We start from the raw sequence: 26522 nt of genomic DNA on the forward strand, positions 1-26522 counted from the left end.
GCTCCGTCGGCATCGGGTCGCCGGTGCTCCCCCCGCGCGTTGCCCGTGCTGCAGCGGGCGGTTGCGCGGGAACCCGGGCAGTACCGGCTCTCGCGGTGCCCTCCGCGGTCTCGCGGTGGTGCGGCACCGCAGGAGCGTGCGGGACACCGCAGGAGCCCTCGACCACCCGCGAGTCGAGGAGTGGCGTCAGCGGGGGAGGAGCGCCTCGATCGCGGTGCGCACCTCGGGGGCACCCGGGTCGGTGGTGGGCCGGAACCGCGCCACGACAGAGCCGTCGCCGTCGAGCAGGAACTTCTCGAAGTTCCACTGCACCGGACCGGCCTCCCCGGTCACGTCCGGCGTCGCCGTCAGCTGCCGGTACACCGGGTGCGCGCCGTCGCCGTTGACCTCCAGCTTCTCGGTGAGCGGGAAGGTGACGCCGTAGGTGGCCGAGCAGAAGCCGGCGATCTGCTCGGCGGTGCCCGGCTCCTGCCCGGCGAACTGGTTGCACGGCACCCCGACGACGGTGAACCCGCGCGGGCCGTACTCCCGCTGCAGCTCCTCGAGCTGGGTGTACTGCGGGGTGAGGCCGCAGCGGCTGGCCACGTTGACCAGCAGCGCCGGCCGGCCGCCGGTCAGTGCGCCGAGGGTGGTGTCCTCGCCCTGCAGGGTCGCCACGGGCAGGTCGAGCAGGTCGGTCACGGGTGCTCCTCGGTGCGGTGGGGCGCCCGCTGCCGGCGGACGCCGGCCTCGATCATCCCCTCACTCGAGGCTGCTGATGTCGTCGGGGACGTCGACGGCGTGCTGGCGCAGCGCCTCCAGCGGCACGACGTCCAGCGTCCGGGCGTGGGTGGCCGCCAGCACGACACCCGCCGCCGCCCCGGCGCGGTAGGCCTGCAGCCAGCGCACCGCCACGACGCACCAGCGGTCGCCCGGCCGCAGGCCCGGGAACCCGTACTCCGGCCGCGGGGTGGTGAGGTCGTTGCCGAGCTGACGCTGCACGGCGAGGAACTCCTCCGACACGACTGCGCACACGGTGTGGCTGCCGAGGTCGTCCGGACCGGTGCGGCAGGACCCGTCGCGGAAGAAGCCGGTCACCGGTTCGGTGCCGCACGGCTGCAGCTCGCCACCCAGCACGTTGCGCTCGCCCGGCTCGGTCACCCCCGGATCGTCGCAGAGCGACGGCGTCGGCGCGCCCGTGCGCGGGCCCGGCCGGCGGTACGGCCGGCCGGGCCCGCGCGGGATCCTCAACGCATGCGGCCCGGACGGCGCGAGGCCAGGGCCAGGCCGGTGCCGAGGAGCAGGGTCAGCAGCCCCACGCCCAGGACCGCGCCCACGTCCGCGCCGGTGTAGGCCAGCCGGGAGCCGCCGGAGCCGGCGCTCCCGCCGGTGCCGTCGGCGCCGGTGAGGTGCCGGACCACGGACGCCGTCCGGCCGTGACCGGTGTCCGCCGCCGTCACCGGGCCCGGACGGCCCGCCGGCAGCCCGCCGCCGTGGTGCCCGCCGCCGGGCTGCGCACCGGTGCGGGGCCGCACCGGCGTCCCGGGCTGCATCGGGGTGCCGGGCTGCGCCGGCGTCCCGGGCTGCTGCGGTTCGGTCGGCTGCTGCGGGCCGGTGGGTCCGGTCGGGGGCGCGCAGCCACCCGTGGCGTCGCCGAGCAGGCCGACACCGTTGCCGCAGACGGTGACCGGGACGTCGACGTCGAGGCCGCCGTCGGTGCCGCCGGTGGCGGGGGTGGCCGGCGCCGTGCAGCCGCCGGTCGCGTCGCCGAGCAGGCCCACACCGTTGCCGCAGACGGTGACCGGGACGTCGACGTCGAGGCCGCCGTCGGTGCCGCCGGTGGCGGGGGTGGCCGGCGCCGTGCAGCCGCCGGTCGCGTCGCCCAGCAGGCCCACACCGTTGCCGCACACGGTGACCGGCACCGTGACCGCACCCGCCGGCGCGGTGGGCGCGGTGCCGGTGGCCTCCGCGTCCCCGAGGACGCCGACCGCGTTGCCTGACACGGTCACCGGGACGGCGACGTCGGCCGGCTCGGACGGCGCGGGCGTGGACGGTCCGGGAGACGACGGCGGGGGAGTGGACGGGCCGGGAGCGGGCGAGGTGGGCGGCTGGCTCACACCTCCGCCCGCGACGGCGGCGTCGTTCCCGGCGACGGTCACCGGCACCGAGACGGTGGCCGGGCCGAGGTCGACGCTGAGGTCCGCCGAGAGCGCGGGCAGCTCGAGGCCGACGTCGGCCGGGGCGTCGCCGAGGACGGCCAGTGCGTTGTCGGTGACGGTGACCGGCACGGTCACGTCGAGGTCGTCGGCCGGGTGGTCGGACGCGGCGGCGACACCGGTCCCGACGGCCACGAGGCCGCCGGTCAGCAACGCCACGCGCAGGGCGCGGGTGGCCCAGGTGGTCATGGGGATCTCCTGACTGGGTGCTGTGAGCCCCGGTCCCGGACGGGACGGCGGGGGTCGTGCGCTCGGCCGGCGGGGGAGCCGGCGGCGCGGCACTCAGTCGGGGGAGGTGGCGGGGTCGACCGGATCGGCGGCCGCGGCGTCGCGGGCACCGGCGGAGGCCGCACCGGCCGCCGCGAGGAGGGCGGCGGGGACGGCCCCCGCGAGGTCGGCGGAGGGCTGGTCGCGGTCGGTGCCGCTGCCCGGTGCCGCGGTGACCGCCGGTGCCGGAGGAGCCGGGGCCACGGGCACCGCGGGGCCGGCCGGCGCGGCCGGCAGCGGCCCCGCGGGCACGTCGGCGGCGGACGCGGCGACCGGCTCGCCCACGACGGCGCCGATGGCGGCGGACGTGCCGGCGGACGTGGCGGCGGACGTGGCGACCGGCGGCCCCGGGAGCGGGGTCGCGGCGCCCGGGGCCGCCGGGACGGAGGGCTCGAGCGCCGCGCCGGCAGGCGAGGGGGCGCCGGGCGTCGCGTCGCCGTCGACCGGCGGAGCCGGCACGACGGGGTCGACGACCGGGGGGGCCGGGGGGAGGACGTCGGGAACGGGCCGCACGACGGGGTCCACGACCTCGGGCACGGCGGGCAGCACGGGCTCCAGCGCGTCGGTGACCGGAGCGAGCACCTCCCGGACCGGGGCCAGCACCCCACCGACGGGCGCCAGGGCCTCGCCGACCGGTGCCAGGGCCTCGCCGACCGGTGCCGGGGCCTCGCCGACCGGCTCGAGCACCGGGGTGGTGACCTCGCGCAGCGGCTCGGTGACCGGGGCCGCCGCCTCGACGGCGGGGGTGAGGACCGGTTCGAGCGGGGCGGTCGCCCGCTGCAGGACCTCTCCCACCGGGGCGGTGACGGACCCGAGCAGCGAGCCGGGCGGGGGCTCGTCGGCGGAGGCGGGGGCCTGGCCGGCCAGCCACACCCCGGCGCCGATGCCGGCCAGGACCAGCGCACGACCGCCCCACCGGGACAGGCGGGTACGACGGCGCACCTGCACGCTCTGCTCGGCCATCGCACCTCCCCGGCGTCCGCTGTGACGCTGTGCACGCCGAGTGCAACTGACGGTCACCGGAAGCGACAGTCCCCGGACGGGGGACCGCCGGTGACCCCGCGTCACGGGCCGGTCCGTCGTCGACCGCCCCGGCCCCCCGATGGGGGCACCCCGGTGGCAGAGTCCCCGCGTGACCGACGACACTCCCGCCGTCCTCTGGCAGCCGACGCCGGAGTCCGCCCGCGCGACCCGGCTGGCGGGGTTCGCCCGCGAGGTGGCCGCCCGGCGCGGGCTCGACCTCGACCCCACCGACTACGACGCGATCTGGCGCTGGTCGGTCGAGCACCTCGACCAGTTCTGGGCCGACGTCGCCGCGTGGTCCGGCGTGCTCCCCGGTGTCCCCGACGAGCGGGTGCTCACCCGGCGCGGGATGCCCGGCGCCGAGTGGTTCCCGGGCACGAGCGTCAACTACGCCGAGCAGGCGCTGCGGCACGCCACGGACGAGCACCCGGCGCTCGTCGCCGTGGCCGAGGACGCCGAGCCGGTCGAGATCCCCTGGGCCGACCTGCGCAGGCAGGTCGGCGCGTTCGCCGCCACACTGCGTCGGCTCGGCGTGCGGCGCGGCGACCGCGTGGCCGGCTACCTCCCCAACGTCCCCGAGGCCGTCGTCGCCTTCCTCGGGGCCGCCGCCATCGGCGCGGTGTGGTCCTCCTGCGCTCCCGACTTCGGCACCCGCGCCGTCCTCGACCGCTTCGCCCAGATCGAGCCGACCGTGCTCGTCGCCGTCGACGGGTACCGGTTCAACGGGCGGGCCCACGACCGGCGTGACGTCGTCGCCGAGCTGCGCGCCGCCCTGCCGACCGTGCGGACGACGGTCGCCGTTCCCCGCCTGTTCCCCGGTGAGGTGCTCGACGGCGCGCTGGCCTGGGCCGACGCCGTCGCCGGGCCCCGGGAGCCGGAGTTCGAGACGCTGCCGTTCGACCACCCGCTGTGGATCGTCTACTCGTCGGGCACCACCGGGCTGCCCAAGGGGATCGTGCACGGGCACGGCGGGGTGGTCCTCGAGCAGCACAAGCAGCTGGGCCTGCACGGCGACGTCGGCCCGGGCGACCGCTTCTACTGGTACGCCTCGACCGCCTGGATCATGTGGAACATCGCCACCTCGGCGCTGCTGCGCGGCGCCACCGTGGTGGTCCACGACGGCGCCCCGGCGTACCCCTCGGTCGACGCGCAGTTCGCCCTCGCCGCGCGCACCGGCATCACCTACCTCGGTACCAGCGCCGGCTACCTCATCGCCTGCGAGAAGGCCGGCATCCGGCCGGGGGAGACGCACGACCTCTCGGCGCTGCGCACGATCGGCTCGACCGGCTCTCCCCTGCCGGCCTCGGCCTACGCCTGGGTGTACGACGCCGTGCGGCCCGACGTCTTCCTCAGCTCGGCGTCGGGCGGCACCGACGTCGCCACCGGCTTCATCGGCAGCACGCTGCTGCTCCCGGTGACCGCCGGGGAGCTGCAGCGGCCGATGCTCGGCGTCGCCGCGGCGGCGTGGGGCGAGGACGGCACCCCGGTGGTCGGCGAGCTGGGGGAGCTGGTGATCACCGAGCCGATGCCCTCGATGCCGCTGTACTTCTGGAACGACCCCGACGGCACCCGCTACCGCGAGGCCTACTACGACCCGTGGCCGGGGGTGTGGCGGCACGGCGACTGGATGGAGGTCACCGAGCGCGGCACCTGCGTCATCACCGGGCGCTCGGACTCCACCCTCAACCGCGGCGGCGTGCGCATGGGCACCGCCGACATCTACGCCGCCGTCGAGAGCTTCCCCGAGGTCGCCGACTGCGTCGTCCTCGGCGTCGAGCAGCGCGACGGCGGCTACTGGATGCCGCTGTTCGTGCAGCTGGTGCCCGGCGCGGAGCTCACCGACGAGCTCGCCGACCGCATCCGCGCCGCCATCCGCAGCTCGGCCAGCCCGCGGCACGTGCCCGACGAGATCCTCGTGGCGCCCGGCGTGCCGCACACCCGCACCGGCAAGCGGCTGGAGGTGCCGCTCAAGCGGCTGTTCCAGGGCGTTCCGCCCGAGAAGGCGGTCAACCCCGGGGCCGTCGACGACGCGTCACTGGTCGAGCACTACGTCGCCCTCGCCCGGGAGCGCGGGGTCCGCTAGGCCCGGAACGGCCCGCGCAGCGCCGCCCACTGGAGGAGCAGGACGGTCTTGGCGTCGGCGATCCGGCCGTCGTCCACCATGGCCAGCGCCTCCTCGAACGGCAGCTCGAGCACCTCGATGTCCTCGCCCTCCTCGGCGAGCCCGCCCCCGGCCGACACCCGGTCGGCGGGGGAGTACGGGCCGGCGAAGAAGGCCAGCCGCTCGGTCACCGACCCGGGGCTCATGAAGAGGTCCGGCAGCCGGGTGAGCGCCCCGACGACGACGCCGAGCTCCTCCTCGGCCTCCCGGCGGACCGCGGCCTCGGCGTCCTGCTCGTCGAGCAGCCCGGCCGCGGTCTCGACGAGCATCCCGTCGGGGGAGCCGTTGACGTAGGCCGGGAAGCGGAACTGGCGGGTGAGCAGCACCGTGCGGCGCGCGGTGTCGTACAGCAGCACCGTGGCGCCGTTGCCGCGGTCGTGGGTCTCGCGCTGCTCGGTGCGCCAGACGCCGTCGCGCCCGCGCCGGGCGAACGTCGTCCGCCGGTTGACGTACCAGGAGCTGGAGAGCACCTCGACGTCGCGGACCACGACGTCGGGGTTGCCGGTCAGGTCGCGACCCACCAGGTCCAGCCCGGTCCGGCCCCGCGCGTCGGGCAGGTCCACACCCAGGACGCCGGTCACGAGGTCACCGCCGGCACCTGGTCGACGCTCGTGTAGACCGCCGCGCCGCGCGCCCGCGCGAGCGCCACCATCTCGTCGGACCCGGCCGAGGCGCCGGGCAGCCGCAGGACGGCGTCGACGCGAGCGACCAGCCGCCGGCCCATCGGGTGGAACACCTCGTCGAACGCCGCGTCGCCGACCCGGGTGGACCCGGCGAGCGCCGCGAGCGGCAGCGCCAGGTCCTCCCCGTTGACGGCGAGGTGGCCGGCGCGGAAGAGCTCGAGGCAGGCGAGCTGGATGGCGCGGTGGTTGGCCGCGATCTTCTGCGGGTCGTCGCCGGTGCCCCCGCGGTAGGGGCCGGCGACCAGGATCATCAGGGGCTGACTCATGCGAGCACGACCTCCACGTCGGCGTCGTCGAGCGCGGCGAGGGTGTCCTGCGCCGCAGGGGTGAGGTGCGGGTCGCGGGCGCCGGCGTCGGTGACCAGGCGCCCGACGGCGGACAGCGGCGCGACCGAGGCGAACGCGCGCACGCCGAGCTTCGAGGCGTCGGCGACCACCAGGCTGCTGCGCGCCTGCTCGAGGCCGACCTGCTTGACCGCGGCGTCCTCGAGGGTGAACTCCGACCAGCCGGCCCGGGCGTCGGCGGCCCCGATCGACATGACGAACAGGTCGACGGTGAGCTGCCGCAGCACCGCGGCGGTCAGCGGCCCGGCCAGGCTGCCCTCGCCCGGCCGCACCTCGCCGCCGGCGACCAGCAGCCGGACGCCGGGCCGGTCGGCCAGCGCCCCGGCCACGGGCAGGCTGACGGCGGCGACGGTGAACGGGCCCTCCCCGGCGGCGGCGCGGTCGGCGAGGGCGCGGGCCACGGCCACCGTCGTCGTGCCGGCGTCGAGCAGCACCGTGGCGCCCGGCTCCACCAGCGCGGCCGCGGCCCGGCCGATGCGGTCCTTGAGGCCGGCCTGCCAGCCGGCCCGGGCGGTGAACCCGGCCGCGCTCTCCGGCTCGGCGACGGCGACCGCCCCGCCGCGCACGCGCTCGACCAGCCCGCGGCCCTGCAGCGCGTCGAGGTCGCGGCGCACGGTCATCTCCGAGACGCCGAGCCGGGCGGCGAGGTCGGCGAGCGACACCCGGCCGGCGTTGCGCACCAGCCGCAGGGTGACGTCGAGTCGGTCGGGGACGGCCACGGCACCCACCTAACACCAGTATGTGAGATCTGTGAAGTGATTGTGAGATGTGCGTGCGGTTCGTCACGCTGCCGCGGCCGTGCGGAGCGCGGCCGGGTCGTGGCGCGCAAAGTGGGCGGGGACCCCGCCCGCGGACGAGAGGCACCCGACGATGACGTCGACCCAGGACCGCCCCGCCCGGCTGCTCGAGCCGGCGCCGCCGGTGCTGCTGCCGCCCTGGCACACCCCCGAGCGGGAGGCGCTGCAGGAGCGGGCCCGCCGGTTCGCCCTCGAGGAGGTGCTGCCGGTCGCGAACGAGCTCGACCCGCAGAAGGGTCTGCTGCCGGAGTCGCTGCTGCGGCGGATGGCCGAGCTGGGCTGGTTCGGCATCACCGTCCCGGCCGAGCACGGCGGGATGGGCCTGGGCGTCTTCGAGTACTGCACGGTCTCCGAGGAGCTGGCCCGCGCCTGGATGAGCAGCGCCAGCATCCTGGCGCGCGCACAGGGACTGGGGACGGCGGTGGCCGACCCGGCGCGGCGCGCGGAGCTGCTGCGCCGCAGCGCCCGGGGCGAGTGGATCGGCGCGATCGCGCTGTCGGAGCCCGACGCCGGCTCCGACCTCGCCGGCGTCACCACCCGCGCGGTGCCCGACGGCGACGAGTGGGTCGTCACGGGCCACAAGCGCTGGTGCGGCAACGCCGAGGCCGCCGACTTCATCCAGGTGCTCGTGCGCGAGCGCGACCCCGCGCCGGGGGAGTCGCGCTCCCGCGGCCTGGTGAACCTGCTGCTGGAGAAGGAGCGCGGCTCCTTCCCGCCCGGGCTCACCGGCACCCCGATCGACAAGATCGGTTACCACGGCTTCCTCACCTGGGACCTCGTCTTCGACGGCGTCCGCATCCCCCGGGGCAACGTCGTCGACGAGGCGGCGGCGAGCGACGCCGACGGCGCGGCCGCCGAGCGCGCCGGCTTCCTGCAGGCGCAGCGCTTCCTCGACACCGCGCGGGTGCACACCGCCGCGCGCGCCGTCGGCCTGGCCCGCGCCGCGCTGGAGGACTCGATCGTCTACCTGCAGGAGCGCGAGCAGTTCGGCCACCCGATCGCCGACTTCCAGGCCCTGCGGTTCGCCGTCGCCGAGATGGCCGCGCAGATCGAGCAGGCCCGCGCCTTCTACCGGCAGGTGGCGCACCTGGTGGACCTCGGCGTGCGCTGCGACAAGGAGGCCTCGATGGTCAAGCTCGAGGCCACCGAGATGGCGGTGCGGGTGACCAACCAGGCCATGCAGCTGCACGGCGGCAACGGCTACACCACCGAGCGGCAGGTCGAGCGGCACTGGCGCGACGCCCGGCTGACCACGATCTTCGAGGGCACCAGCGAGATCCAGAAGCGCATCGTCAGCGACCGCCTGCTCCCCCGGTCGCCGCTGACCTGAAAGGGGGCACACCCGTCCGGGGGACGGCGGGGTGGGCCGCACACGGGACCGGTGACGGCACGCAGGCGTTCCGCTACCTTCCCGGCCGGCCCGCCGCCGACCGCCTCCCGCGCGGCGGCGCGGGCCGGTCCCGGGCGGTCACCCCGGGGCCGGACGACGCCCCGAGGAGACCCGTGCGCCCTACCGACCCGACCGCGCGCCGCGCCCTCGCCGGCGTGCTGCTCGGCGCCACCCTGCTGCTGTCCGCCTGCGGCGCGCGCGAGGCCGACGACCTGGCCGCCGCGGGCGCCGGCGACGCGCTCGGGGCCGACGTGCCCGAGGAGTGCACCGCGCCCTTCCCGCTGGCCGTGGGGACCGCCGACGTCGCCGACCTCGACTCCGTCCCCGCCGGCTTCCCGGACGCCCCGGCCGGGTCGGTCCTCTGCGAGACCGGCAGGGCGGCCGACGGCGGCCAGGAGTACGCGAACTACGCCTCCGACCTCCCCGCCGAGGAGGTCCTGGCGTACTACGGGTCGAGCGCCCCCGAGGCCCGGCGCAGCCTCACGGGCCTCGGCCGGCCGGCGGTCTCCGGCACCCTCGGCGGCGTCTTCTGGCAGGTGGAGCCGGTCGACGGCGGCTTCCGGCTCGTCCTCGCCCCGGGAGCCGACCTCGCCTGACCCCCGCGGCGGCCTCAGCCGGCCCGCACCGCGGCGTCGTCGGCGTGGGCGATGTGCGCGAGCTCCCGCCAGATGAGGGCGAGGATGACCGCCGAGCCGACGAAGGCGAACCAGAACGGGCCGGTGACGCCCCAGATCCGCGCGATCACCCCGCCGAGGGCCTGGCCCGCGACGATGCCGCCGAAGACGCCGATCGAGTAGAGGCTGCCCACCCGGCCCTGCAGGGAGGCGGGCACCGCGCGCATGCGGACGGTGCGCGACGTCGTCCCCCAGACGAACGCGTGGGCCCCGAAGACGAACACGATGGTCATGGCGACCCAGGGGGTCGTGGTGAGCGCCAGGCCCAGGTGGGTCAGCGTCTCGATCACCAGGCCCACCCGCATGATCCACGCCAGGCTCACGAGCCGCTCCAGCCGGTCGTAGCCCGCCGTCCCGACGATCCCGCCGAGGGCGCCCACCGTGCTGAGCAGGCCGAAGCCGACCGGCCCGAGCCCGAGGCGCTCGGCGGCGTAGAGGACGAGGACCGACCACGCGGCGCCCCAGGTGACGTTGAAGGTGACGATCGTGAGGGTCAGCGTCCGGACGGCGGGGTTGCCCCACGTCCACCGGAAGCCCTCGGCGATGTCGCGCCGCACGTGCCGCGGGCCCTCCGGGGCCGGCAGCGGCGGCACCACCATCCGCGAGACGAGCAGGGCGGCGAGCAGCAGGCACACGGCCTGGACGGCGAACGGCCAGGCCGTGCCGATCGCGAAGAGCACGGCGCCCACCGCCGGCCCGACCAGCTGGTTCATGGTGATGCGGCCGGCCATCAGCCGGGCGTTGCCGACGCCGAGGTCCGCGCGCGGCACCACCATCGGCAGCAGCGTCGCGCTGGTGGTGTCGGCGAAGACCTCGGCGGTCCCGAGCAGGAACACCGTTCCCAGGACGACGGGGACGCTCACCGCGCCGGTGAGCAGCGCGCCGACCAGGACGGCGAGCACGCACGCGCGGACGACGTCGACCGCGACCACGACGCGGCGGCGGTCGAGGCGGTCGGCGAGCACGCCGGCGTGCAGGCCGAACAGCAGCCAGGGCAGGCGCTGCAGGAGGCCGGCGAGCGCGACCAGGACCGGGTCGGACGTCTGCGACGCGACCAGCAGCGGCCCGGCGGCGACCGCCAGGCCGTCGCCGAGGTCGCTCGCCCAGGAGGACCCGACCAGCCAGCGGAACGGGGTTCCCATGCGGGCCGGGAACACCGCCTCGACCACCCGTGCCACGGCCGGGGACCGTACCCGCGGACCGTTCCTGCGCTCTCGGCGATAACCGGCTGCCCCCGTCGGTGCCGTGGGCGAGCATGGGGGACGGCGCCCGGACCGGGCGCCGTCCCCCGAGGAGGACCCCGATGGCCGGCCTGCCGCGCGCGCTCGCGCCCCTGCGGCACCGCTCCTACCGGCTGCTGGCCGCCTCGATGGCCCTGTCGCTGCTCGCCCAGGGGCTGTGGACCGTCGCGCTGGTGTGGCAGGTCGTCGCGCTGGGCGGTGGCCCGGGCGCGCTGTCGCTGGCCACGGCCCTGTCGGCCGGCGGCATGCTGGCCAGCACCCTGCTCGGCGGCGCCCTGGCCGACCGGGTGCCGCAGCGGCGGATCCTGCTCGGCGTCGCGCTCCTGCAGACGGCGGCGGTCGGACTGGTCGCCGTCCTCTCCCTGACCGGCACGCTGGCGCTCGGGCCGCTGGCCGCCGCCTCGCTCGCCGGCGGGGTGGCCACCGGGCTCTACTATCCGGCCTACTCCGCGCTGGTCCCCGGCGTGGTGCCGCCGTCGGACCTGCTGGCGGCCAACGGCCTGGAGGGCGTCGTCCGCCCCGCGCTGGCGATGGCGGCGGGGCCCGCGGCCGGCGGCCTGCTGGTCGGCGCGTTCTCGCCGGGTGCCGCTCTGCTCGCGACGGCGCTGACCTCCGCCGCCGCGGCCGCCTGCGTGGCCGCGCTGCCGACGCTGCCGGTGCGCCGCGAGGACATCGGCGCCGGCCTGTTCGCCGACGTCCGCGAGGGCGTGGCCTACATGGTCCGCACGCCGTGGCTGCTGGCCACCCTGCTGTTCGCCTCGCTGATGGTGCTCGTGGTGATCGGGCCCTTCGAGGTGCTCGTGCCCTTCGCCATCCGCGACCAGGCCGGCGGCGGCCCGTCGCAGCACGCGCTGGTGCTGGCCGCGTTCGGGCTCGGCGGTGCGGCCGGGTCGGCCGTCGTCGCCTCGCTGCGGCTGCCGCGGCGCTACCTGACGGTGATGATCCTGCTGTGGGGCACCGGGTGCGTCCCGCTGGTCGTCTTCGGCTGGACGTCGTCGCTGTGGCTGATGGTCGCGGCCGCCGCGGTGCTGGGGGCGGCGTTCGAGTCGGCCACCGTCATCTGGGGCACGCTGCTGCAGCGGCGGGTGCCCCCGGCGCTGCTGGGCCGGGTCTCCAGCCTCGACTTCTTCGTCTCGCTGGCCTTCATGCCGCTGTCGATGGCGCTGGCCGGGCCGGTGAGCGGCGTGGTCGGGCTGACCGGCACCTTCCTGCTCGCCGGGCTGGTGCCCACGGTGCTCGCCGTCGTCGCGATCCTCGCCTGGCGGCTGCGGGCCGACGAGATCGCGAACCCGCTCGACCTGCCCGAGGAGGAGCCGGTGCTCAGGGAGCCGGTCGCATGAGCAGTCCGCCCCGCTCCTCGGCCCCGTCCCGGGTCCCGCCCCGAGCGTGCGAGGGGTGGGGAGGACGGGGTCCTTCGTCTACGGCAGGCGCAGGACTCGCGCCTCCCAGGGCCTGAGCACCGCGGGGTCGTCCTCGGGCAGGTTGCCGAGGACGACCTCCGCGGACACCGCCTCGGGCAGCAGGTCGCCCAGCGGCTGTGGGCTGCCGCCGAGGTTGCAGACGACGAGCAGCGTGTCGCCGTCGAGGCTGCGGGTGAAGGCGTAGACCTCGTCGTGCTGGGGCAGCAGCATGGCGAAGTCGCCCAGCGCGACCACCGGGTCCTCGTGCCGCAGCGCGATCAGCCGCCGGTGGTGGGCCAGCACCGATGCCGGGTCCTCCCGCTGCGCGTCGGCGTTCCACTCCGTGTGGTCGGGGTTGACCGCGATCCACGGCGTCCCGGTGGTGAACCCGGCGTTGGGGGAGGCATCCCACTGCACCGGCGTGCGGGCGTTGTCCCTGCTCATCCGGCGCATCACGGTGAGCACCTCGCCGGGGTCGGCGCCATGCGCGACCGCCTGCACGTGGTGGTTGAGCGACTCGACGTCGCGGAACTGCTCGAGGGCAGCGAACGGGAAGTTGGCCATCCCGATCTCCTCGCCCTGGTAGACGTAGGGCGTCCCGCGGTGCAGGTGCAGCAGCGTGGCCAGGCAGGTGGCGGAGTCCCGCCGGTACCGGGGGGAGTCGTCACCGAAGCGCGACACCGCCCGCGGCTGGTCGTGGTTGTCCCAGTAGAGGCTGTTCCAGCCGACGTCGGCGAGCCCGGCCTGCCAGCGGCCGAAGGACGCCTTGAGGTCGCGCATCCGCAGCGGCCGGGGGTGCCACTTGTCGCCGTCGAGGTCCAGCTGCACGTGCTCGAACTGGAACACCATGTCCACCTCGGCCCGCGCCGGGTCGGTGTAGAGGCGCGCCTGCTCGGGCGTCACGCCGGGCATCTCCCCGACCAGCAGCAGGTTGTCCCGGCGCTCCTCGAACACCTCGCGGTGCATCTCCTGCAGGTACTCGTGGATGCGGGGGCCGTTGGAGAAGTACGGCGTCCCGTCGCCGTAGGGGAGGCCGGGCAGCGGCGGGCCGTCCTGCAGCGAGCCGTCCGGGGCGACGTCCTTGCTGATCATGTTGATGACGTCCATGCGGAAGCCGTCGACCCCGCGGTCGAGCCACCACCGCATCATCGCGTACACCGCCTGCCGGACCTCGGGGTTCTCCCAGTTGAGGTCGGGCTGCTTCCACGCGAACAGGTGCAGGTAGTACTCGCCGCTGGCCTCGTCGTACTGCCACGTCGAGCCGGAGAAGTGCGAGTGCCAGTTGGTCGGCTCGGCGCCGGGCTGTCCCGCCGCCATCCCCTCCCGCGGCGGCCGCCACCAGTACCAGTCGCGCCGGGGGGAGTCCCTCGACGACCGGGACTCCACGAACCACGGGTGCTCGTCGCTGGTGTGGTTCACGACCAGGTCCATGACCAGCTTCATCCCCCGCGCGTGCAGCGCGGCCACGAGCTCGTCGAGCTGCTCCAGGGTGCCGAAGAGCGGGTCCACGCCCCGGTAGTCGCTGATGTCGTAGCCGTTGTCGGCCTGCGGTGACGGGTACACCGGCGACAGCCAGACGACGTCGACGCCGAGGTCGGCCAGGTGGTCGATGCGCTGCAGCACCCCGCCGAGGTCGCCGACGCCGTCGCCGTCGGAGTCCTGGAACGACCGCGGGTAGACCTGGTAGACGACGGCGCGGGTCCACCACGGGGGCTGCTCGGGCACCGGATCACCCCAGCACGTCCGGCGGCGCCCCGCACCCGCTCGCGCTACGTTCCGCCCGTGCCCCCGGGTGTGCTCCTCGTGACCGGTGGCAGCCGCGGCATCGGCGCCGCCACCGCCCGCGCCGCCGCGGAGGCCGGCTGGTCGGTGGCCCTCACGTACCGCGACGACGAGGCGGCGGCGGCGGCCGTCGTGGCCGACGTCGAGGCAGCCGGCCGGGCCGCGGTCGCGGTGCGCGCCGACGTGGCGGTGGAGGGGGACGTGCTCGCCGCGTTCGCCGCCGCCGAGCGCCTCGGGCCGCTGACCGGTCTGGTGGCCAACGCCGGCGTCGTCGCCCCGAGGGCGAGGGTGGACGAGTACACCGCCGAGCGCGTGCAGCGGCTCCTGGCGGTCAACGTGCTGGGCACCGTGCTGTGCTGCCGCGAGGCCGTGCGCCGGATGTCGACCCGGCACGGCGGCGCGGGGGGCTCGGTCGTCCTCGTCTCCTCGGCGGCCAGCCGGCTCGGCTCACCGGGGGAGTACGTGGACTACGCCGCGACCAAGGGGGCGGTCGACACCCTCGGCCTCGGCCTGGCGCGCGAGGTCGCCGGCGAGGGCATCCGGGTCAACGTCGTCCGCCCCGGCATCGTCGACACCGGCATCCACGCCGCCGGCGGCCAGCCCGACCGGGTCGCGCGCTTGGCACCGACCGTGCCCATGGGCCGGGCCGGCCGGGCCGACGAGGTGGCCGCCGCCGTCGTCTGGCTGCTCGGCGAGGGGTCCGGCTACTGCACCGGCAGCGTGCTCGACGTCGCCGGGGGCCGCTGAGCGCCGCGACCCGGCGGGCCGGACGTCCGGTCCCGCTGTTTGGATGGACCCGACCCGTCGGGAGCCGCCCGGCGCACGATGCGAGGAGATCCGATGTCGCAGCCGCTGAGCCGTCCCGACGTCGAGCCGCCCACCGGCCCCGCGCCCGACGACCTGGTGATCGAGGACCTGGTGGTCGGCGAGGGGCAGGAGGCGAAGGCCGGCGACCTGGTCAGCGCGCACTACGTCGGCGTCACCCACGACGGCGGCGAGCAGTTCGACGCGTCCTGGGACCGCGGCGACCCGCTGGAGTTCCGCCTCGGCGTCGGCATGGTCATCCAGGGCTGGGACGAGGGCATCCAGGGCATGCGCGTGGGCGGCCGCCGCCGGCTGACCATCCCGGCGCAGAAGGCCTACGGCGACCGCGGTGCCGGTGGCGTCATCGCGCCCGGCGCGACGCTCGTCTTCGTGGTGGACCTCGTCGGCGTCCGCTGAGACCCCCCGGCCGCGCCGTCCGGCGCTGAGGTCCCGACGGTTGCGCCGGGCAACCAGGGGGAACCGGTGCGCCCATGAGCGAGCCGGTCCCCACCCGTGAGCACGCGCTGGCGACCGAGGCGACGGAGGACACGGGCGGCAGCGAGTCGACCGCGACCGTCGTCGTCGCGGGCCTGGCCAACCTGGGCATCGCCGTCGCCAAGCTGGTCGGCGGGCTGATCAGCCACTCCTCGGCGATGCTGTCGGAGGCCGCGCACTCGCTGGCCGACACGATCACCGAGGTACTGCTCTTCGTCGCCCTGAAGCGTGGCGGGCGGGCCCCCGACGCCCGCCACCCCGTCGGCTACGGCCGCGAGACCTACTTCTGGGCGCTGCTGGCCTGCCTGGCCACCTTCACCCTCGGCGCCGGCTTCTCCTTCTACCAGGGCGTCGAGACGATCCTCGAGGGCGAGGAACAGGGCTCCCCGACCGTCGCCTACGTCGTGCTGGCGGTGTCCTTCGTCCTCGAGGGCGCGTCCTGGCTCAAGGCCGTCCGCCAGGTCCGCCGCTCGGCGCGCCGGTGGGGGACGACGCCGCGGCGCTACCTGGCCGAGACCACCGACACCACGGTCAAGGCCGTGACGTTCGAGGACAGCGCCGCACTCGTCGGCCTGGTGCTCGCCGCGCTGGGGCTCTTCCTCGAGCAGGTGACCGGCGACCCGGTGTGGGACGGCCTGGCGGCGATCCTCATCGGGCTCCTGCTGCTCCTGGTGGCGGGGTCGCTGGCCCGGGCGAACGTGTCCCTGCTCATCGGCCGGTCGATCTCCCCGCGGCTGCAGGACGAGCTCCGCGCCGAGATCGCGGGGCTCCCGCAGGTCGAGGGCGTCCCCGTCCTGCTCACCTCGGTCATCGGGCCCGGTCAGCTCGCCGTCATGGCCAAGGTCGACTTCGCCGACACCGCCACCGTCGCCGACGTCGAGCGGGCCTCCGACGAGGCCGAGCGGCGGCTGGTGGCCCGGCACGGCGGCGTGCGGTTCGTCTTCCTCGACCCCACGCCCGGCGACGGCCGCGCCCGCGCGGAGGTGCGCCGGCCGGAATGACGGCGCCACGCGCCCGGTTGAGCGGGCCGTGCGCATCGAGGTCTGGTCCGACGTCGTCTGTCCGTGGTGCTACATCGGCAAGCGCCGCCTCGAGGCCGCCCTGGAGCGGTTCCCGCACCGCGACGAGGTCGAGGTGGTGTGGCGGTCCTTCCAGCTCGACCCGTCGGTCCCTGAGGGCGAGACGCACGCGACCCTGCCGACGCTGGCCGCCAGGTACGGCCGCCCGGTCGAGGAGATGCGGGCGATGATGCGGCACGTCGAGGAGACCGCCGCCGGTGAGGGCCTGACCTACGACCTCGCGAACGGCGTCGGCGGCAACACCCTGCTGGCGCACGAGCTGACCCACCTCGCCGCCGAGCGGGGGCTGCAGGGCGCGATGGAGGAGCGGCTGTTCTCCGCGTACTTCCAGGAGGGCCGCCCGGTCTTCGACGTCGACTCGCTCGTCCCGCTCGCCGTCGAGGTGGGTCTCGACGAGGCGGAGGTGCGCGCCGCCCTGGCCGACCACCGGTACCGGCCCACCGTGCTGGAGGACGCCGGCACGGCCCGCGCGCTGGGCGCCACCGGGGTCCCGTTCTTCGTGGTGGACCGTCGCTACGGCGCCGCGGGTGCCCAGCCGGCCGACCTGCTGCTGCAGCTGCTCGAGCGCGCCTGGGCCGACGCGCACCCGCTGACCACCGTCCCGGCGGCCGACGGCTGCGAGGGCGACAGCTGCGCGGTCTGAGCGACGTGCACGACGGAGGGCCCCCCACCCGGCGCGGGTGAGGGGGCCCTCCGTCGTCACTGGGTGGCGGGGCCGCCCTGCTCGGTGCCGGAGATGTTCCGGAGCAGCTCGTGGCACCGCCGCGCCCGTGCGGAGTCCTGCTCCATGACCTCGCGGAAGAAGGCGGCGACGTCGTCGAGCCCCGCGTTCTCGGCATCCCGGACGTACTGGCCGTAGTCGTGCCCGGCCTTCAGCGAGTGGTACTGCACGGAGATCAGGTCGAAGGTGACGTCCTCGAATCCGGTCTCACCGGTGGCCATGGGGCCCTCCTCGTCGTCGGGGGATGCGCGTCCGGACGGGTTCCCCGCCATCCCGGCCCGAAACGAACCGCTCCGTCACGGAGCGCCGGAGGACGCCCCGCCCGTGACGTCGCCTCCGCCGGCGTCGTCGGCCAGGGTCTGCCCGGCCGTCGTCTCCGGGTCGTCGGCGGTCAGCTCGTCCTCCCCGGCCGACAGCGGGTCGTCGCCGGCCGAGGCCAGGTCGGCGCCCTGGCCGGGCGCGCCGGGGTCGGCCTGCGTCGTCCGGGGGTCGTGCAGCGGGTCCGGGACGTCGGGGTCGGTCACGGTCATGGACCCCTCCTGCCCGGGCCGTCCCGGCGGCAACCCCTCGCCGATGCGTAAGCCATGTGTTACACATCCGTCGTGGAGGCCCTGGCTGCGCTCGCCGACCCGACCCGGCGTCGGCTCCTGGCGCTGCTGCGCGACGGCGAGCGGCCGGCCGGGGAGCTGGCCGGTCGGTTCGCGGTGAGCCGGCCGGCCATCAGCCGGCACCTGCGCGTGCTGCGCGAGGCCGGCCTGGTCTCCAGCCGGGTCGAGGGGCGACGTCGCCTCTACGCGCTCGACCCCGCCCCGCTGCGGGCGATCGACGACTGGCTGGACCCCTATCGCGACCTGTGGGCCCAGCGCCTCGACGCCCTGGACACCGAGATCGCGCGGGGCCGCCGGTCCCGGGCCGCTCCCCCGACGGACGGAGATCGACCGTGACCGAGCAGCAGACCCCCGCCGACCCGCCGATCAGCCGCCGCGGCGTCGTCACCGAGCTCCCCGACGGCCGGCTCCGGCTGGAGTTCCGCCGCTCGTGGCCCGACGGCCCCGACGAGATCTGGGCCGCGCTCACCGAGCCCGACCGGCTGGGCCGCTGGTTCGGCACCTACGAGGGCGACCGGGCTCCCGGCGCCCGCGGCACGCTGACGATGACCCACGAGGCCGAGCCCGTGGGCGAGGCCGTACGGATCGCCGAGTGCGACCCGCCGCGCCGGCTGGTGGTCGAGTGGGCCGAGCAGCAGGACTGGCGGATCGAGCTGGCCCTGGCCGTGGAGAGCGGCCGCACGACGCTGCACTTCGTGCAGGTCTTCGCCGCCGGCACCGACGTCACCGACTTCGCCCTCGGCTGGCACTGGTACCTCGACAAGCTCGACGCCGAGGCCGGCGGCCGGCCGGACCCCGGCGACTGGGACACCTTCCTCGCCGCGAGCGGCCCCGACTACGGCCGCACGCCGGGGGCCTGAGCGCCGAGCACGGCCATGACGGCGGCGGACGCCAGGCCGACGACGGCCGCCGCCGTCTCCGCGCGCTCGGCGCCCGCCGGGGTGAGCCGGTGCCGGACGAGCCGCTCCTGCAGGTAGCCGGGGACCAGCGCGGCACCGACCCAGCCCAGGACGGCCGCCGCGCGCGGGTCGGGCCGCGCCGCCAGCCGGGCCAGTGCGGCGGCGTGCACGGCCACCGTCCACGCCGGTGGGCTCAGCGCCGTCCCCGCCCACCACCAGTCCCGGCCGACCGTGCGCGGGGAGCCGGCGAGCAGGGGGGTGTCGAACGCGCGCCGGCGGCGCAGGGCGAGCGCCTGGCCGGCGAGGCCGGCGCCCAGCTGGACGGCCGACACGGCCACCAGCGCCCGGCGCGCGCCCACCTCACACCCGCCCGCGCGGCCGCACCGGGTCCGGGCCGGTCTCCGGGCCGGGCGTCCCCGGGAGGGCGCCCCGGCGGTCGAGTCGCTCGGCGGCCTGCGCCGGCGCGCACCGCCACGGCGGGGCGACGACGAGTCGGTCCGGGAGGGGCGCCGCACACCGCGTCCGAGAGGTGGACCGGGCGGGGGACGGCCCGGTCCCGGCCGTGAGGCTGGTCACGTCGGGCAGTCAACACCGCGCTCATCTGCACTCCTCCCGGTGGTGGGAGGAGGCTGGAGTAGACGTCCTAGACGTAACGTCTCTCACCGTTACAGGCGGAGGTCCCCGCTTGTACGCTGACCCGACCCGGACGGCCGGACCAGTTCCGCCGCCCCGGTCGACAGCACGCACCGGCGCCGGTGTCCTGACACCCGGCGTGCGCCCCAGAGGATGGAGACGCCGTGACTTCCGTGGCCACCCCCGGTCTCGAGAACGCCCCGACCACCCACGCCCGGCTCCTCGCCTGGGTGCAGGAGATGGCGGAGCTGACCACCCCGGACCGGGTCGTGTGGGTCGACGGCAGCGACGAGGAGTGGGAGCGGCTCACCGGGAAGCTGGTCGACGCCGGCACCTTCACCCGCCTGGAGAAGAAGTCCAACTCGTTCTGGTGCGCCTCCGACCCCAGCGACGTCGCGCGCGTCGAGGACCGCACCTTCATCTGCTCGGTCGACGAGGCCGACGCGGGGCCGACCAACAACTGGATGGCCCCCGACGAGATGAAGGCCGTGATGACCGAGCTGTACCGCGGCTCGATGCGCGGCCGGACCATGTACGTCATCCCGTTCTGCATGGGGCCGGTCGAGGCCGAGGACCCCATGTTCGGCGTCGAGCTCACCGACTCCGAGTACGTCGTCGTCTCCATGCGGGTCATGGCGCGCATCGGCTCACGGATCCTCGAAGCCATGGGCACCGACCGGCCCTTCGTGCCGGCCATGCACTCCCTCGGCGCCCCGCTGCAGGAGGGTCAGCAGGACGTCCCGTGGCCCTGCAGCGACACCAAGTACATCGTGCACTTCCCCGAGGAGCGGGCCATCTGGTCCTACGGCTCGGGCTACGGCGGCAACGCCCTGCTGGGCAAGAAGTGCTACTCGCTGCGGATCGCCTCGGTGATGGCCCGCGACGAGGGCTGGCTCGCCGAGCACATGCTGATCCTCAAGCTGACCAGCCCGCAGCAGAAGACGTACTACGTCGCCGCCGCCTTCCCGAGCGCCTGCGGCAAGACCAACCTGGCGATGCTCGAGCCGACCATCCCCGGCTGGCAGGTCGAGACCCTGGGCGACGACATCGCCTGGATGCGGTTCGGCGAGGACGGCCGGCTGTACGCGCTCAACCCGGAGTACGGCCTGTTCGGCGTCGCGCCGGGCACCGGCTGGGACACCAACCCCAACGCGATGCGGACCATCGACAAGGGCAACTCGGTGTTCACCAACGTCGCGCTCACCGACGACGGCGACGTCTGGTGGGAGGGCATGACCGAGGAGCCGCCGGCCCACCTCACCGACTGGAAGGGCCGCGACTGGACGCCGGACAGCGACGAGCTGTCCTCGCACCCGAACTCGCGGTTCTGCACCCCGATCACCCAGTGCCCGATCCTCGCGCCGGAGTACGACGACCCGAAGGGCGTGCCGATCTCGGCGATCCTGTTCGGTGGCCGCCGCAAGACCACGATCCCGCTGGTCACCGAGGCGCGGGACTGGAACCACGGCGTCTTCATGGGCGCCACGCTGTCGTCGGAGACGACGGCCGCGGCCACCGGCGCCGTCGGCGTCGTCCGCCGCGACCCCTTCGCCATGCTGCCGTTCATCGGCTACAACGCCGGCGACTACTTCGGCCACTGGGTCGAGACCGGCAAGATGCACGACGCCACCAAGCTGCCGCGGATCTTCTACGTCAACTGGTTCCGCCGGGACGCCGACGGCGGCTTCCTGTGGCCGGGCTTCGGCGAGAACAGCCGCGTCCTCAAGTGGGTCGTCGAGCGCCTCGAGGGGACGGCGGCCGCGGTCGAGACCGCCGTCGGCCACGTGCCCACCGTCGACTCGCTGGACGTCTCCGGCCTGGACATGACCCCGGAGCGGGTCGAGCAGGCCCTCGCCGTCAAGCCCGAGGAGTGGCGCGAGGAGATCCCGCAGATCACCGAGTGGTTCCAGCGGTTCGGCGACAAGCTGCCCAGCACCCTCTGGGACGAGCTCGCCATCCTCGAGAGCCGCCTCGCCTAGCCGCCCCGTCCAGAGGCGGCCCCTGCGAGGAGGCCACCCGACTCCCGTCGCGTGCGCACGCGACGGGTTCCTGCGGGCCCCGCACCGGACAGCGTCGTCCGGTGCGGGGCCCGTGTCCGTCCCTGTACACACCGGAGCCGTCCGGCGGCCGGGGACGAGGTGGTCGGTTAGCGTGGGAGGAACCCGCGTCCCCTGACGACAGGTCCTCTCCCGGTGCTCAGTCCCTACTTCCACGTGCTGCGCACGCCACACGCGCGGCCCATGGTGCTCGCCGCCTTCATCGGCCGGCTCCCCCTGTCGATGGTCGGCCTGGGGTGCGTGCTGCTGGTGGCGGCGGAGACCGGCTCCTACTGGCTGGGCGGCACCGTCGCGGCCGCCGGGGCCGTGACCACCGCCCTGGCCGGCCCGGTCCTCGGACGGCTGGCCGACACGTACGGCCAGCGACGCGTCCTGCTGCCGGTCGTCGCGGTCTTCGCCGCCGCCGGCGCGGCCTTCCTGGCCGCGGTCAAGGACGACTGGCCGCGCTGGACGTTCTTCGTCACCGCCGGCCTCGCCGGCGCGTGCATCCCGCCGGTCGCCTCGATGATCCGCGTGCGCTGGACCCACCTGCTCCGCGGCACCACGCGGCTGCCGGCGGCCCTGGCCATGGAGTCGGTGGTCGACGAGCTCGTCTTCATCGTCGGGCCGGTGCTCGTCACCTTCCTGTCCACCACGGGGCACGCCACCTCCGGCGTGGTCACCGCCTTCACCCTCGCCGTCGTCGGGGCGCTGCTCTTCGCCGCGCAGGGCAGGACCGAGCCGCCACCGCACGGCCACGAGGCGCGCCGGGGCCCCTCGGCCATCCGCACGCCCGGCCTGCGCGTGCTGTTCGTCGTGGGCGCCGCCGTCGGCTCGGTCCTCGGCACGCTGGAGATCACGCTGGTCGCCTTCGCCGACGAGGTCGGGGCCATGGGCCTCTCCGGCGTGCTCATCGCGAGCCTGGCGCTCGGCTCCATGGCCAGCGGGATCGGCTGGGGCGCGGTGCACTGGCGGCACCCGCTCCGGCACCGCCTGCTCGTCGTCCTGGTGGGCCTCACCGTGCTGTCGGTGCCGCTGGTCCTCATCGGCAACGTGTGGGTCATGATCCCGTTCGTCGTGGTAGCCGGGGTGGCCGTCTCGCCGTCGCTGATCAGCTCGTTCACCCTCGCCGAGCTGATCGTGCCGCGGTCGGCCGTCACCGAGGCGTTCACCTGGATCGGCACCGCGCTGGGCCTGGGGGTCGCCGTCGGCACGTCGATCGCCGGGAAGGTCGTCGACACCGTCAGCGCCAACGCCGCCTTCCTGGTCGCGACGGTGTCGGCCGGGCTGGCCGCGCTCGTGGTGCTGGCGGCCCAGCGGCTGCTGCACGTGCCCGCCGAGAACATCGCCGAGCCGGTCCTGGCCGGGGAGACGACCGGCTGAGCCGGTGACCCGTCCCCGGCCGGCCGCGGGCGGCGGCCGCGTCCTCGGTGTGGCCCCCGAGCGGCTGGGCCGGTGGCTCGACGGCGTCGTCGCCCGGCACGGAGCCCTCGAGGCCAGGGCCGACGACGACGGCGCGGTGCACGTCGCCTGCGCGGACGGCACCACGCTCACCCTCCGCGGTCCCTTCGGCTGGACGCCGTCGGCGCCGCTGCTGACCACGTTCACCGCCGCGGCCCGCCGGCCCCGCCGCGCCGCGGTGCTGCTCGTGCGCCGCGGCCGGTGGGCGACCGGGGTGTTCGACGGCGCGGACCTCGTCGTCTCCAAGGTCGACACCCGGCTGGTGCAGGGGCGCAGCGCGGCCGGCGGCTGGAGCCAGCAGCGGTTCGCCCGCCGCCGCGCCCACCAGGCCGACGCCGTGGTGGACGCCGCCGTCGCGACCGCCGCGCGAGTGCTGCTGCCGCACGCAGGGGCGGCCGAGGCGCTGTTCACCGGCGGGGACCGGCCCATGGTCGACGCCGTGCTCGCCGACCCCCGCCTGGCCCCCCTGGCGGCGCTGCGCCGGGAGCCGGCGCTGGAGGTCGGCGAGCCGACGAAGGAGGTCCTGCTGTCCACCCCGGGCCTGTTCCGGGCGGTGCAGATCCACATCGTGGAGCCCGGCGACCTGGGGGGCCGTTAGCGCTACGAAGGCTCCTCAGCCGTTCGGCAGCAGGACCAGGCGGATCGGGTCGCCCTCCTTGCGCTCGAGCATCTCGATGCCGCGAGCGGCCTCCTCCAACGGCAGCGTCCCCGAGATCGACCGCGACAGGTCCAGCCGGCCGTGCCGGATCAGCGCGACCAGCTGCTCGACGTGCTGCGGCTCGGAGCCGTAGTGGCCGAGCAGCCGCTGACCGAAGTAGCTGAACTGCGTGCCGTTGCGGATGGTCAGCGGCTGGTCGGTGAGGCCGACCAGGACCAGCCCGCCGTCGCGCTCCAGGCAGCGGACCGCCTGCTCGCGCACCGGGGGCACCCCGGCGAAGTCGAAGGCGTACGCCAGCCCCGCGCCGCCGGTCAGCTCGCGCACGCGGGCGGCGACGTCCTCCGACGGGTCGAGCGCGAGATCGGCGCCGAGGTCGAGGGCCCGCTGCCGCGCCGACCCCACCGGGTCGACGGCGACGATCGGCGCCGCCCCCGCCAGCCGCAGCAGCTGCACGGCGTGCGCCCCCAGGCCGCCGATGCCCCACACGCCCACCGGCTCGCCGGCCCGCACGCCGGCCGTCCGCACGATCGAGGCCCAGGGCGTGGAGACGGCGTCGGGGACGATGCACGCCTGCTCGAACGGCAGGCTGTCGGGGATCGGCACCAGCGTGCCGACGGTCGACAGCGCGTACTGCGCCCAGCCGCCGTCGTAGTCGACGCCGCGGGTGTGGATCCACCCGCCGATCTCCTCGCCGGCCTGCAGGGTGACCCGCCTGCCCGCCCAGCCGCTGACGCCCTCGCCCTCCTCGGCGACGACGCCGGCGACCTCGTGGCCGAGGGTGACCTGGTCGCCCCGGAGGAACAGCGGGTTCAGGGTGCCGTCGACGAGGTGGACGTCGGACAGGCAGATGCCGGCGGCCCGCACCTCCACCAGCACCTGGCCGGGGCCGGGTGTCGGCCGCGGCACCTCCGTCACCTCGAACCGCTTGGTGCGCACGTCGAGCCGGCCGGCGAGCATCGAGTCGGTCATGTCCCGGATCCTCCCCACCGCGCCCGCGTCCCACACCGCCGGTCCCGCCTCCCGCGTGCGAAAGGCGGGCGACGGCGGGCCGACGAGGGCGTAGCGTCCACCGACCGTGTCCGCGACACCGACCGACACGACCGGGACCGCCACTCCGACCGACCCCGTCCTCGCCGCCGAGCGCGCCCACCTGGGCCTCGCCGGGGACTGCCTGACCGAGATGCGCGCCGCCGCCTCCGCCGTCGCCGACGCCGGCGTCGACGCCTGGGCCTCCGAGCGGCTGGGCGCCGCCCGCGCCGAGCGGCTGCGCGCCCTGGCCGCCGATCCCCACGTCCCGCCCTTCTTCGGGCGCACCGACACCGGGACGGAGACCTTCCACATCGGCCGCCGGCACGTCCGCGACTCCGCGGGCCGGCCGGTGGTCATCGACTGGCGCGCGCCGATGAGCCGGCCGTTCTACCGCGCCACCGCCGCCGACCCGCAGGGCCTGGTGCGGCGCCGCCGGTTCGGGTTCTCCGGCGGCGAGCTCACCGGCTACGAGGACGAGCTCCTCGGCGCCGGTGAGGAGGGCGACGGCGCCCTGCTCCGGGCCGAGATCGAGCGCCCGCGCAGCGGCCCCATGCGCGACATCGTCGCCACCATCCAGCCCGAGCAGGACGAGATCGTGCGCGCCCCGCTGACCGAGTCGGTGTGCGTGCAGGGCGCGCCCGGCACCGGGAAGACGGCGGTCGGCCTGCACCGGGCCGCCTACCTGCTCTACACCCACGGCGGCCAGCTCGCCCGCACCGGCGTCCTCGTCGTCGGCCCCAACCGGGCGTTCCTGCGCTACATCGAGCAGGTGCTGCCCACCCTCGGCGAGGTCGACGTCGAGCAGACCACGGTCGCCGGGCTGACCGCGCACGTGCCGGTCCGCGCCCAGGACCGCCCCGAGGTCGCCGTCGTCAAGGGCGACGGCCGCATGGCGCAGGTGCTCGAGCGGGCGCTGTGGGGCGTGATCGCCAAGCCCACCGACGACGTCCTCGTCCCCCTCGCCGGCCGCCGGTACCGGGTCCCGGTCGAGCGGCTCAAGCGGTACGTCGACGACCTGCGCCGGCGCGGCCGCGTCCCCGACGACCAGCAGCGGCTGCACTACGCCGCCGGACGCGAGCGGCTCGCGCTGCTGCTGGCCGAGGACGCCCGCCGGCAGAAGGAGGAGGGCGGCGGCAGCCCGGACGACGCCGAGACCCGGCGCGCCGCCCGCAGCGCCGAGGTGCGCGCCTTCTGCGATGCCGTCTGGCCCGCCCGCGACGCCGCGGCCGTGGTCGCCGCGCTGCTCACCGACCCCGCCGTCCTGGCCCGGGCCGCCCGCGGTGTGCTCGACGAGGCGGAGCAGGCGCTGCTGCTGCGCCCGGCCGCCCGCTCGGTCCGCGCCACCGCGTGGACCCCGGCCGACGCCGTCCTGGTCGACGAGGCGGCCGGGCTGCTGGGCCGCACGGCCGGGTACGGGCACGTCGTCGTCGACGAGGCACAGGACCTCTCGCCGATGCAGTGCCGGGCGGTCGCCCGCCGGCTGGCCGCCGGGTCGCTGACCGTGCTCGGTGACCTCGCGCAGGCCACCGGCCCCTGGTCGCCGGCGGACTGGGCGTCGACGCTCGCCGACCTGGGCCGCCCGCGGACCGCCGTCCGCCCGCTGACGCGGGGGTACCGGGTGCCGGGGGAGGTGCTCGACTACGCCAACCGGCTGCTCCCGGTGATCGCCCCCGGCCTCGAGCCGGCCACCGCGGTGCGCCGCGACCCCGGCGCGCTGCGCGTCCGCCCGGTCACCGACCTCGCCGGGCCGCTGACCGACGTCGTGCGCGAGCTGGCGGCCGCGCCGGGGTCGGTCGGCGTCGTCTGCGCCGACGGTGCCGTGCCCGCTGTGGTGCGGCTGCTGGCCGACGCCGGGCTGCCCGCCACGGAGCTCGCCGACGACGGATCGGCGGCCGGGCGGGTCGCCGTCGTCCCCGCGACGCTGGCCAAGGGCCTGGAGTTCGACGCCGTCGTGGTCGCCGACCCCGCCGCGATCGTGGCGGCCGAGCCACGCGGGATCAACCGCCTCTACGTGGTGCTGACCCGGGCCGTGAGCACCCTCGTGGTCCTCCACCGCGACGACCTCCCCGCCCCGCTGACCGGCTGAGCACCACCCGTCCCGTGCGCCACCGGTCGGGGGACGGCACGGCGCGGGTGGTTGTG

The 26522-nt window shown here is 76.0% G+C and carries 27 protein-coding genes; 14 read left to right on the forward strand and 13 right to left on the reverse strand.

Annotated elements, in window-relative coordinates:
* Positions 1–186: 186 nt before the first annotated feature.
* From BM165_RS13800 to BM165_RS24780, 4 genes are all read right to left on the reverse strand, one after another.
* On the reverse strand, positions 187–681 hold the full coding sequence (locus BM165_RS13800) for a glutathione peroxidase (RefSeq protein ID WP_075014097.1): 495 nt from the start codon (positions 679–681) through the stop codon (positions 187–189).
* A 60-nt stretch (positions 682–741) separates the two neighbouring features.
* Positions 742–1140 carry a DUF2237 family protein gene (locus tag BM165_RS13805; RefSeq protein WP_075014098.1) on the reverse strand — a complete coding sequence of 133 codons (399 nt, stop codon included), beginning with the start codon at positions 1138–1140 and terminating at the stop codon, positions 742–744.
* Positions 1141–1226: 86 nt separating this feature from the next.
* The gene (locus tag BM165_RS13810) at positions 1227–2384 is read right to left on the reverse strand and encodes a hypothetical protein (RefSeq protein WP_075014099.1); all 1158 of its coding nucleotides are present in this window, start codon (positions 2382–2384) and stop codon (positions 1227–1229) included.
* Between the two features lie 93 nt (positions 2385–2477).
* On the reverse strand, positions 2478–3425 hold the full coding sequence (locus BM165_RS24780) for a hypothetical protein (RefSeq protein ID WP_075014100.1): 948 nt from the start codon (positions 3423–3425) through the stop codon (positions 2478–2480).
* Positions 3426–3594: 169 nt separating this feature from the next.
* Between BM165_RS24780 and BM165_RS13820 the strand changes: the two genes are divergently transcribed.
* Complete coding sequence (locus tag BM165_RS13820; protein WP_244274223.1) at positions 3595–5568, forward strand: acetoacetate--CoA ligase; 1974 nt, start codon at positions 3595–3597, stop codon at positions 5566–5568.
* Here the strand turns inward: BM165_RS13820 and BM165_RS13825 are convergent.
* Genes BM165_RS13825 through BM165_RS13835 form a run of 3 tightly spaced genes read right to left on the reverse strand, consistent with a single transcriptional unit; the run spans position 5565 to position 7392 of the window.
* Entirely contained in the window at positions 5565–6227 is a 663-nt protein-coding gene (locus BM165_RS13825; RefSeq protein WP_075014102.1) for an NUDIX domain-containing protein, read from the reverse strand. The two genes, BM165_RS13820 and BM165_RS13825, sit on opposite strands and share 4 nt — an antisense overlap.
* Positions 6224–6595 carry a DUF4406 domain-containing protein gene (locus BM165_RS13830; protein ID WP_083427339.1) on the reverse strand — a complete coding sequence of 124 codons (372 nt, stop codon included), beginning with the start codon at positions 6593–6595 and terminating at the stop codon, positions 6224–6226. The genes BM165_RS13825 and BM165_RS13830 overlap by 4 nt, the downstream gene beginning before the upstream one ends.
* Positions 6592–7392, reverse strand: coding sequence for a DeoR/GlpR family DNA-binding transcription regulator (locus BM165_RS13835; protein WP_075014243.1), 801 nt, complete (start codon positions 7390–7392; stop codon positions 6592–6594). Before BM165_RS13835 ends, BM165_RS13830 begins: the two co-directional genes overlap by 4 nt.
* 151 nt (positions 7393–7543) lie before the next feature.
* Here BM165_RS13835 and BM165_RS13840 point away from each other — a divergent pair, with 151 nt between their 5' ends.
* Complete coding sequence (locus BM165_RS13840; protein ID WP_075014104.1) at positions 7544–8800, forward strand: acyl-CoA dehydrogenase family protein; 1257 nt, start codon at positions 7544–7546, stop codon at positions 8798–8800.
* Positions 8801–8973: 173 nt separating this feature from the next.
* Positions 8974–9456: a hypothetical protein gene (locus tag BM165_RS13845; protein WP_075014105.1), complete on the forward strand. Its 483-nt coding sequence runs from the start codon at positions 8974–8976 to the stop codon at positions 9454–9456.
* 14 nt (positions 9457–9470) lie between these two features.
* Here BM165_RS13845 and BM165_RS13850 read toward each other — a convergent pair whose 3' ends face one another.
* Positions 9471–10712: an MFS transporter gene (locus tag BM165_RS13850; protein ID WP_208976740.1), complete on the reverse strand. Its 1242-nt coding sequence runs from the start codon at positions 10710–10712 to the stop codon at positions 9471–9473.
* Positions 10713–10837: 125 nt separating this feature from the next.
* On the opposite strand from BM165_RS13850, the gene BM165_RS13855 reads away from it, so the two are divergent.
* On the forward strand, positions 10838–12115 hold the full coding sequence (locus BM165_RS13855; protein WP_083427340.1) for an MFS transporter: 1278 nt from the start codon (positions 10838–10840) through the stop codon (positions 12113–12115).
* A 78-nt stretch (positions 12116–12193) separates the two neighbouring features.
* Here BM165_RS13855 and BM165_RS13860 read toward each other — a convergent pair whose 3' ends face one another.
* Positions 12194–13900 carry a glycoside hydrolase family 13 protein gene (locus tag BM165_RS13860; protein ID WP_075014107.1) on the reverse strand — a complete coding sequence of 569 codons (1707 nt, stop codon included), beginning with the start codon at positions 13898–13900 and terminating at the stop codon, positions 12194–12196.
* A 57-nt stretch (positions 13901–13957) separates the two neighbouring features.
* On the opposite strand from BM165_RS13860, the gene BM165_RS13865 reads away from it, so the two are divergent.
* The 4 genes from BM165_RS13865 to BM165_RS13880 all read left to right on the forward strand — a co-directional run bounded on the left by BM165_RS13865 (position 13958) and on the right by BM165_RS13880 (position 16978).
* Positions 13958–14704 (forward strand): SDR family oxidoreductase, encoded by a 747-nt coding sequence (locus tag BM165_RS13865; RefSeq protein ID WP_244274224.1) that lies wholly within the window; start codon positions 13958–13960, stop codon positions 14702–14704.
* A 93-nt stretch (positions 14705–14797) separates the two neighbouring features.
* A complete protein-coding gene (locus BM165_RS13870) occupies positions 14798–15178 on the forward strand; it encodes an FKBP-type peptidyl-prolyl cis-trans isomerase (RefSeq protein WP_075014109.1) in 381 nt (126 codons plus the stop codon).
* A gap of 74 nt (positions 15179–15252) precedes the next feature.
* Positions 15253–16257 (forward strand): cation diffusion facilitator family transporter, encoded by a 1005-nt coding sequence (locus BM165_RS13875; protein ID WP_075014110.1) that lies wholly within the window; start codon positions 15253–15255, stop codon positions 16255–16257.
* Positions 16258–16285: 28 nt separating this feature from the next.
* A complete protein-coding gene (locus BM165_RS13880; protein WP_075014111.1) occupies positions 16286–16978 on the forward strand; it encodes a DsbA family oxidoreductase in 693 nt (230 codons plus the stop codon).
* 56 nt (positions 16979–17034) lie between these two features.
* Here the strand turns inward: BM165_RS13880 and BM165_RS13885 are convergent, their stop codons facing one another.
* Both BM165_RS13885 and BM165_RS13890 read right to left on the reverse strand, forming a co-directional pair.
* Entirely contained in the window at positions 17035–17277 is a 243-nt protein-coding gene (locus tag BM165_RS13885; protein WP_075014112.1) for an acyl carrier protein, read from the reverse strand.
* Between the two features lie 75 nt (positions 17278–17352).
* Positions 17353–17586 carry a hypothetical protein gene (locus BM165_RS13890; protein ID WP_075014113.1) on the reverse strand — a complete coding sequence of 78 codons (234 nt, stop codon included), beginning with the start codon at positions 17584–17586 and terminating at the stop codon, positions 17353–17355.
* 72 nt (positions 17587–17658) lie between these two features.
* Between BM165_RS13890 and BM165_RS13895 the strand changes: the two genes are divergently transcribed.
* Complete coding sequence (locus BM165_RS13895) at positions 17659–18000, forward strand: ArsR/SmtB family transcription factor (protein WP_083427341.1); 342 nt, start codon at positions 17659–17661, stop codon at positions 17998–18000.
* Positions 17997–18524 carry an SRPBCC domain-containing protein gene (locus BM165_RS13900; RefSeq protein WP_083427342.1) on the forward strand — a complete coding sequence of 176 codons (528 nt, stop codon included), beginning with the start codon at positions 17997–17999 and terminating at the stop codon, positions 18522–18524. Before BM165_RS13895 ends, BM165_RS13900 begins: the two co-directional genes overlap by 4 nt.
* On the opposite strand, the gene BM165_RS13905 is transcribed toward BM165_RS13900, so the two are convergent.
* Entirely contained in the window at positions 18500–18922 is a 423-nt protein-coding gene (locus tag BM165_RS13905; RefSeq protein WP_075014115.1) for a hypothetical protein, read from the reverse strand. The genes BM165_RS13900 and BM165_RS13905 overlap by 25 nt on opposite strands.
* Before the next feature lie 438 nt (positions 18923–19360).
* On the opposite strand from BM165_RS13905, the gene BM165_RS13915 reads away from it, so the two are divergent.
* The 3 genes from BM165_RS13915 (at position 19361) to BM165_RS13925 (ending at position 23291) form a co-directional block, all read left to right on the forward strand.
* Positions 19361–21175, forward strand: a complete 1815-nt coding sequence (locus BM165_RS13915) for a phosphoenolpyruvate carboxykinase (GTP) (protein ID WP_075014117.1) — start codon at positions 19361–19363, stop codon at positions 21173–21175.
* A gap of 213 nt (positions 21176–21388) precedes the next feature.
* Positions 21389–22615: an MFS transporter gene (locus BM165_RS13920; RefSeq protein ID WP_075014118.1), complete on the forward strand. Its 1227-nt coding sequence runs from the start codon at positions 21389–21391 to the stop codon at positions 22613–22615.
* A gap of 4 nt (positions 22616–22619) precedes the next feature.
* Entirely contained in the window at positions 22620–23291 is a 672-nt protein-coding gene (locus BM165_RS13925; RefSeq protein ID WP_075014119.1) for an acVLRF1 family peptidyl-tRNA hydrolase, read from the forward strand.
* Positions 23292–23306: 15 nt separating this feature from the next.
* Here BM165_RS13925 and BM165_RS13930 read toward each other — a convergent pair whose 3' ends face one another.
* Positions 23307–24320, reverse strand: coding sequence for a zinc-binding dehydrogenase (locus tag BM165_RS13930; protein ID WP_075014120.1), 1014 nt, complete (start codon positions 24318–24320; stop codon positions 23307–23309).
* Positions 24321–24426: 106 nt separating this feature from the next.
* Here BM165_RS13930 and BM165_RS13935 point away from each other — a divergent pair, with 106 nt between their 5' ends.
* Positions 24427–26466, forward strand: coding sequence for a HelD family protein (locus tag BM165_RS13935; protein WP_075014121.1), 2040 nt, complete (start codon positions 24427–24429; stop codon positions 26464–26466).
* Positions 26467–26522: the final 56 nt, after the last annotated feature.

The sequence above is a fragment of the Geodermatophilus obscurus genome, assembly GCF_900115395.1.
Classification (GTDB): domain Bacteria; phylum Actinomycetota; class Actinomycetes; order Mycobacteriales; family Geodermatophilaceae; genus Geodermatophilus; species Geodermatophilus obscurus_B.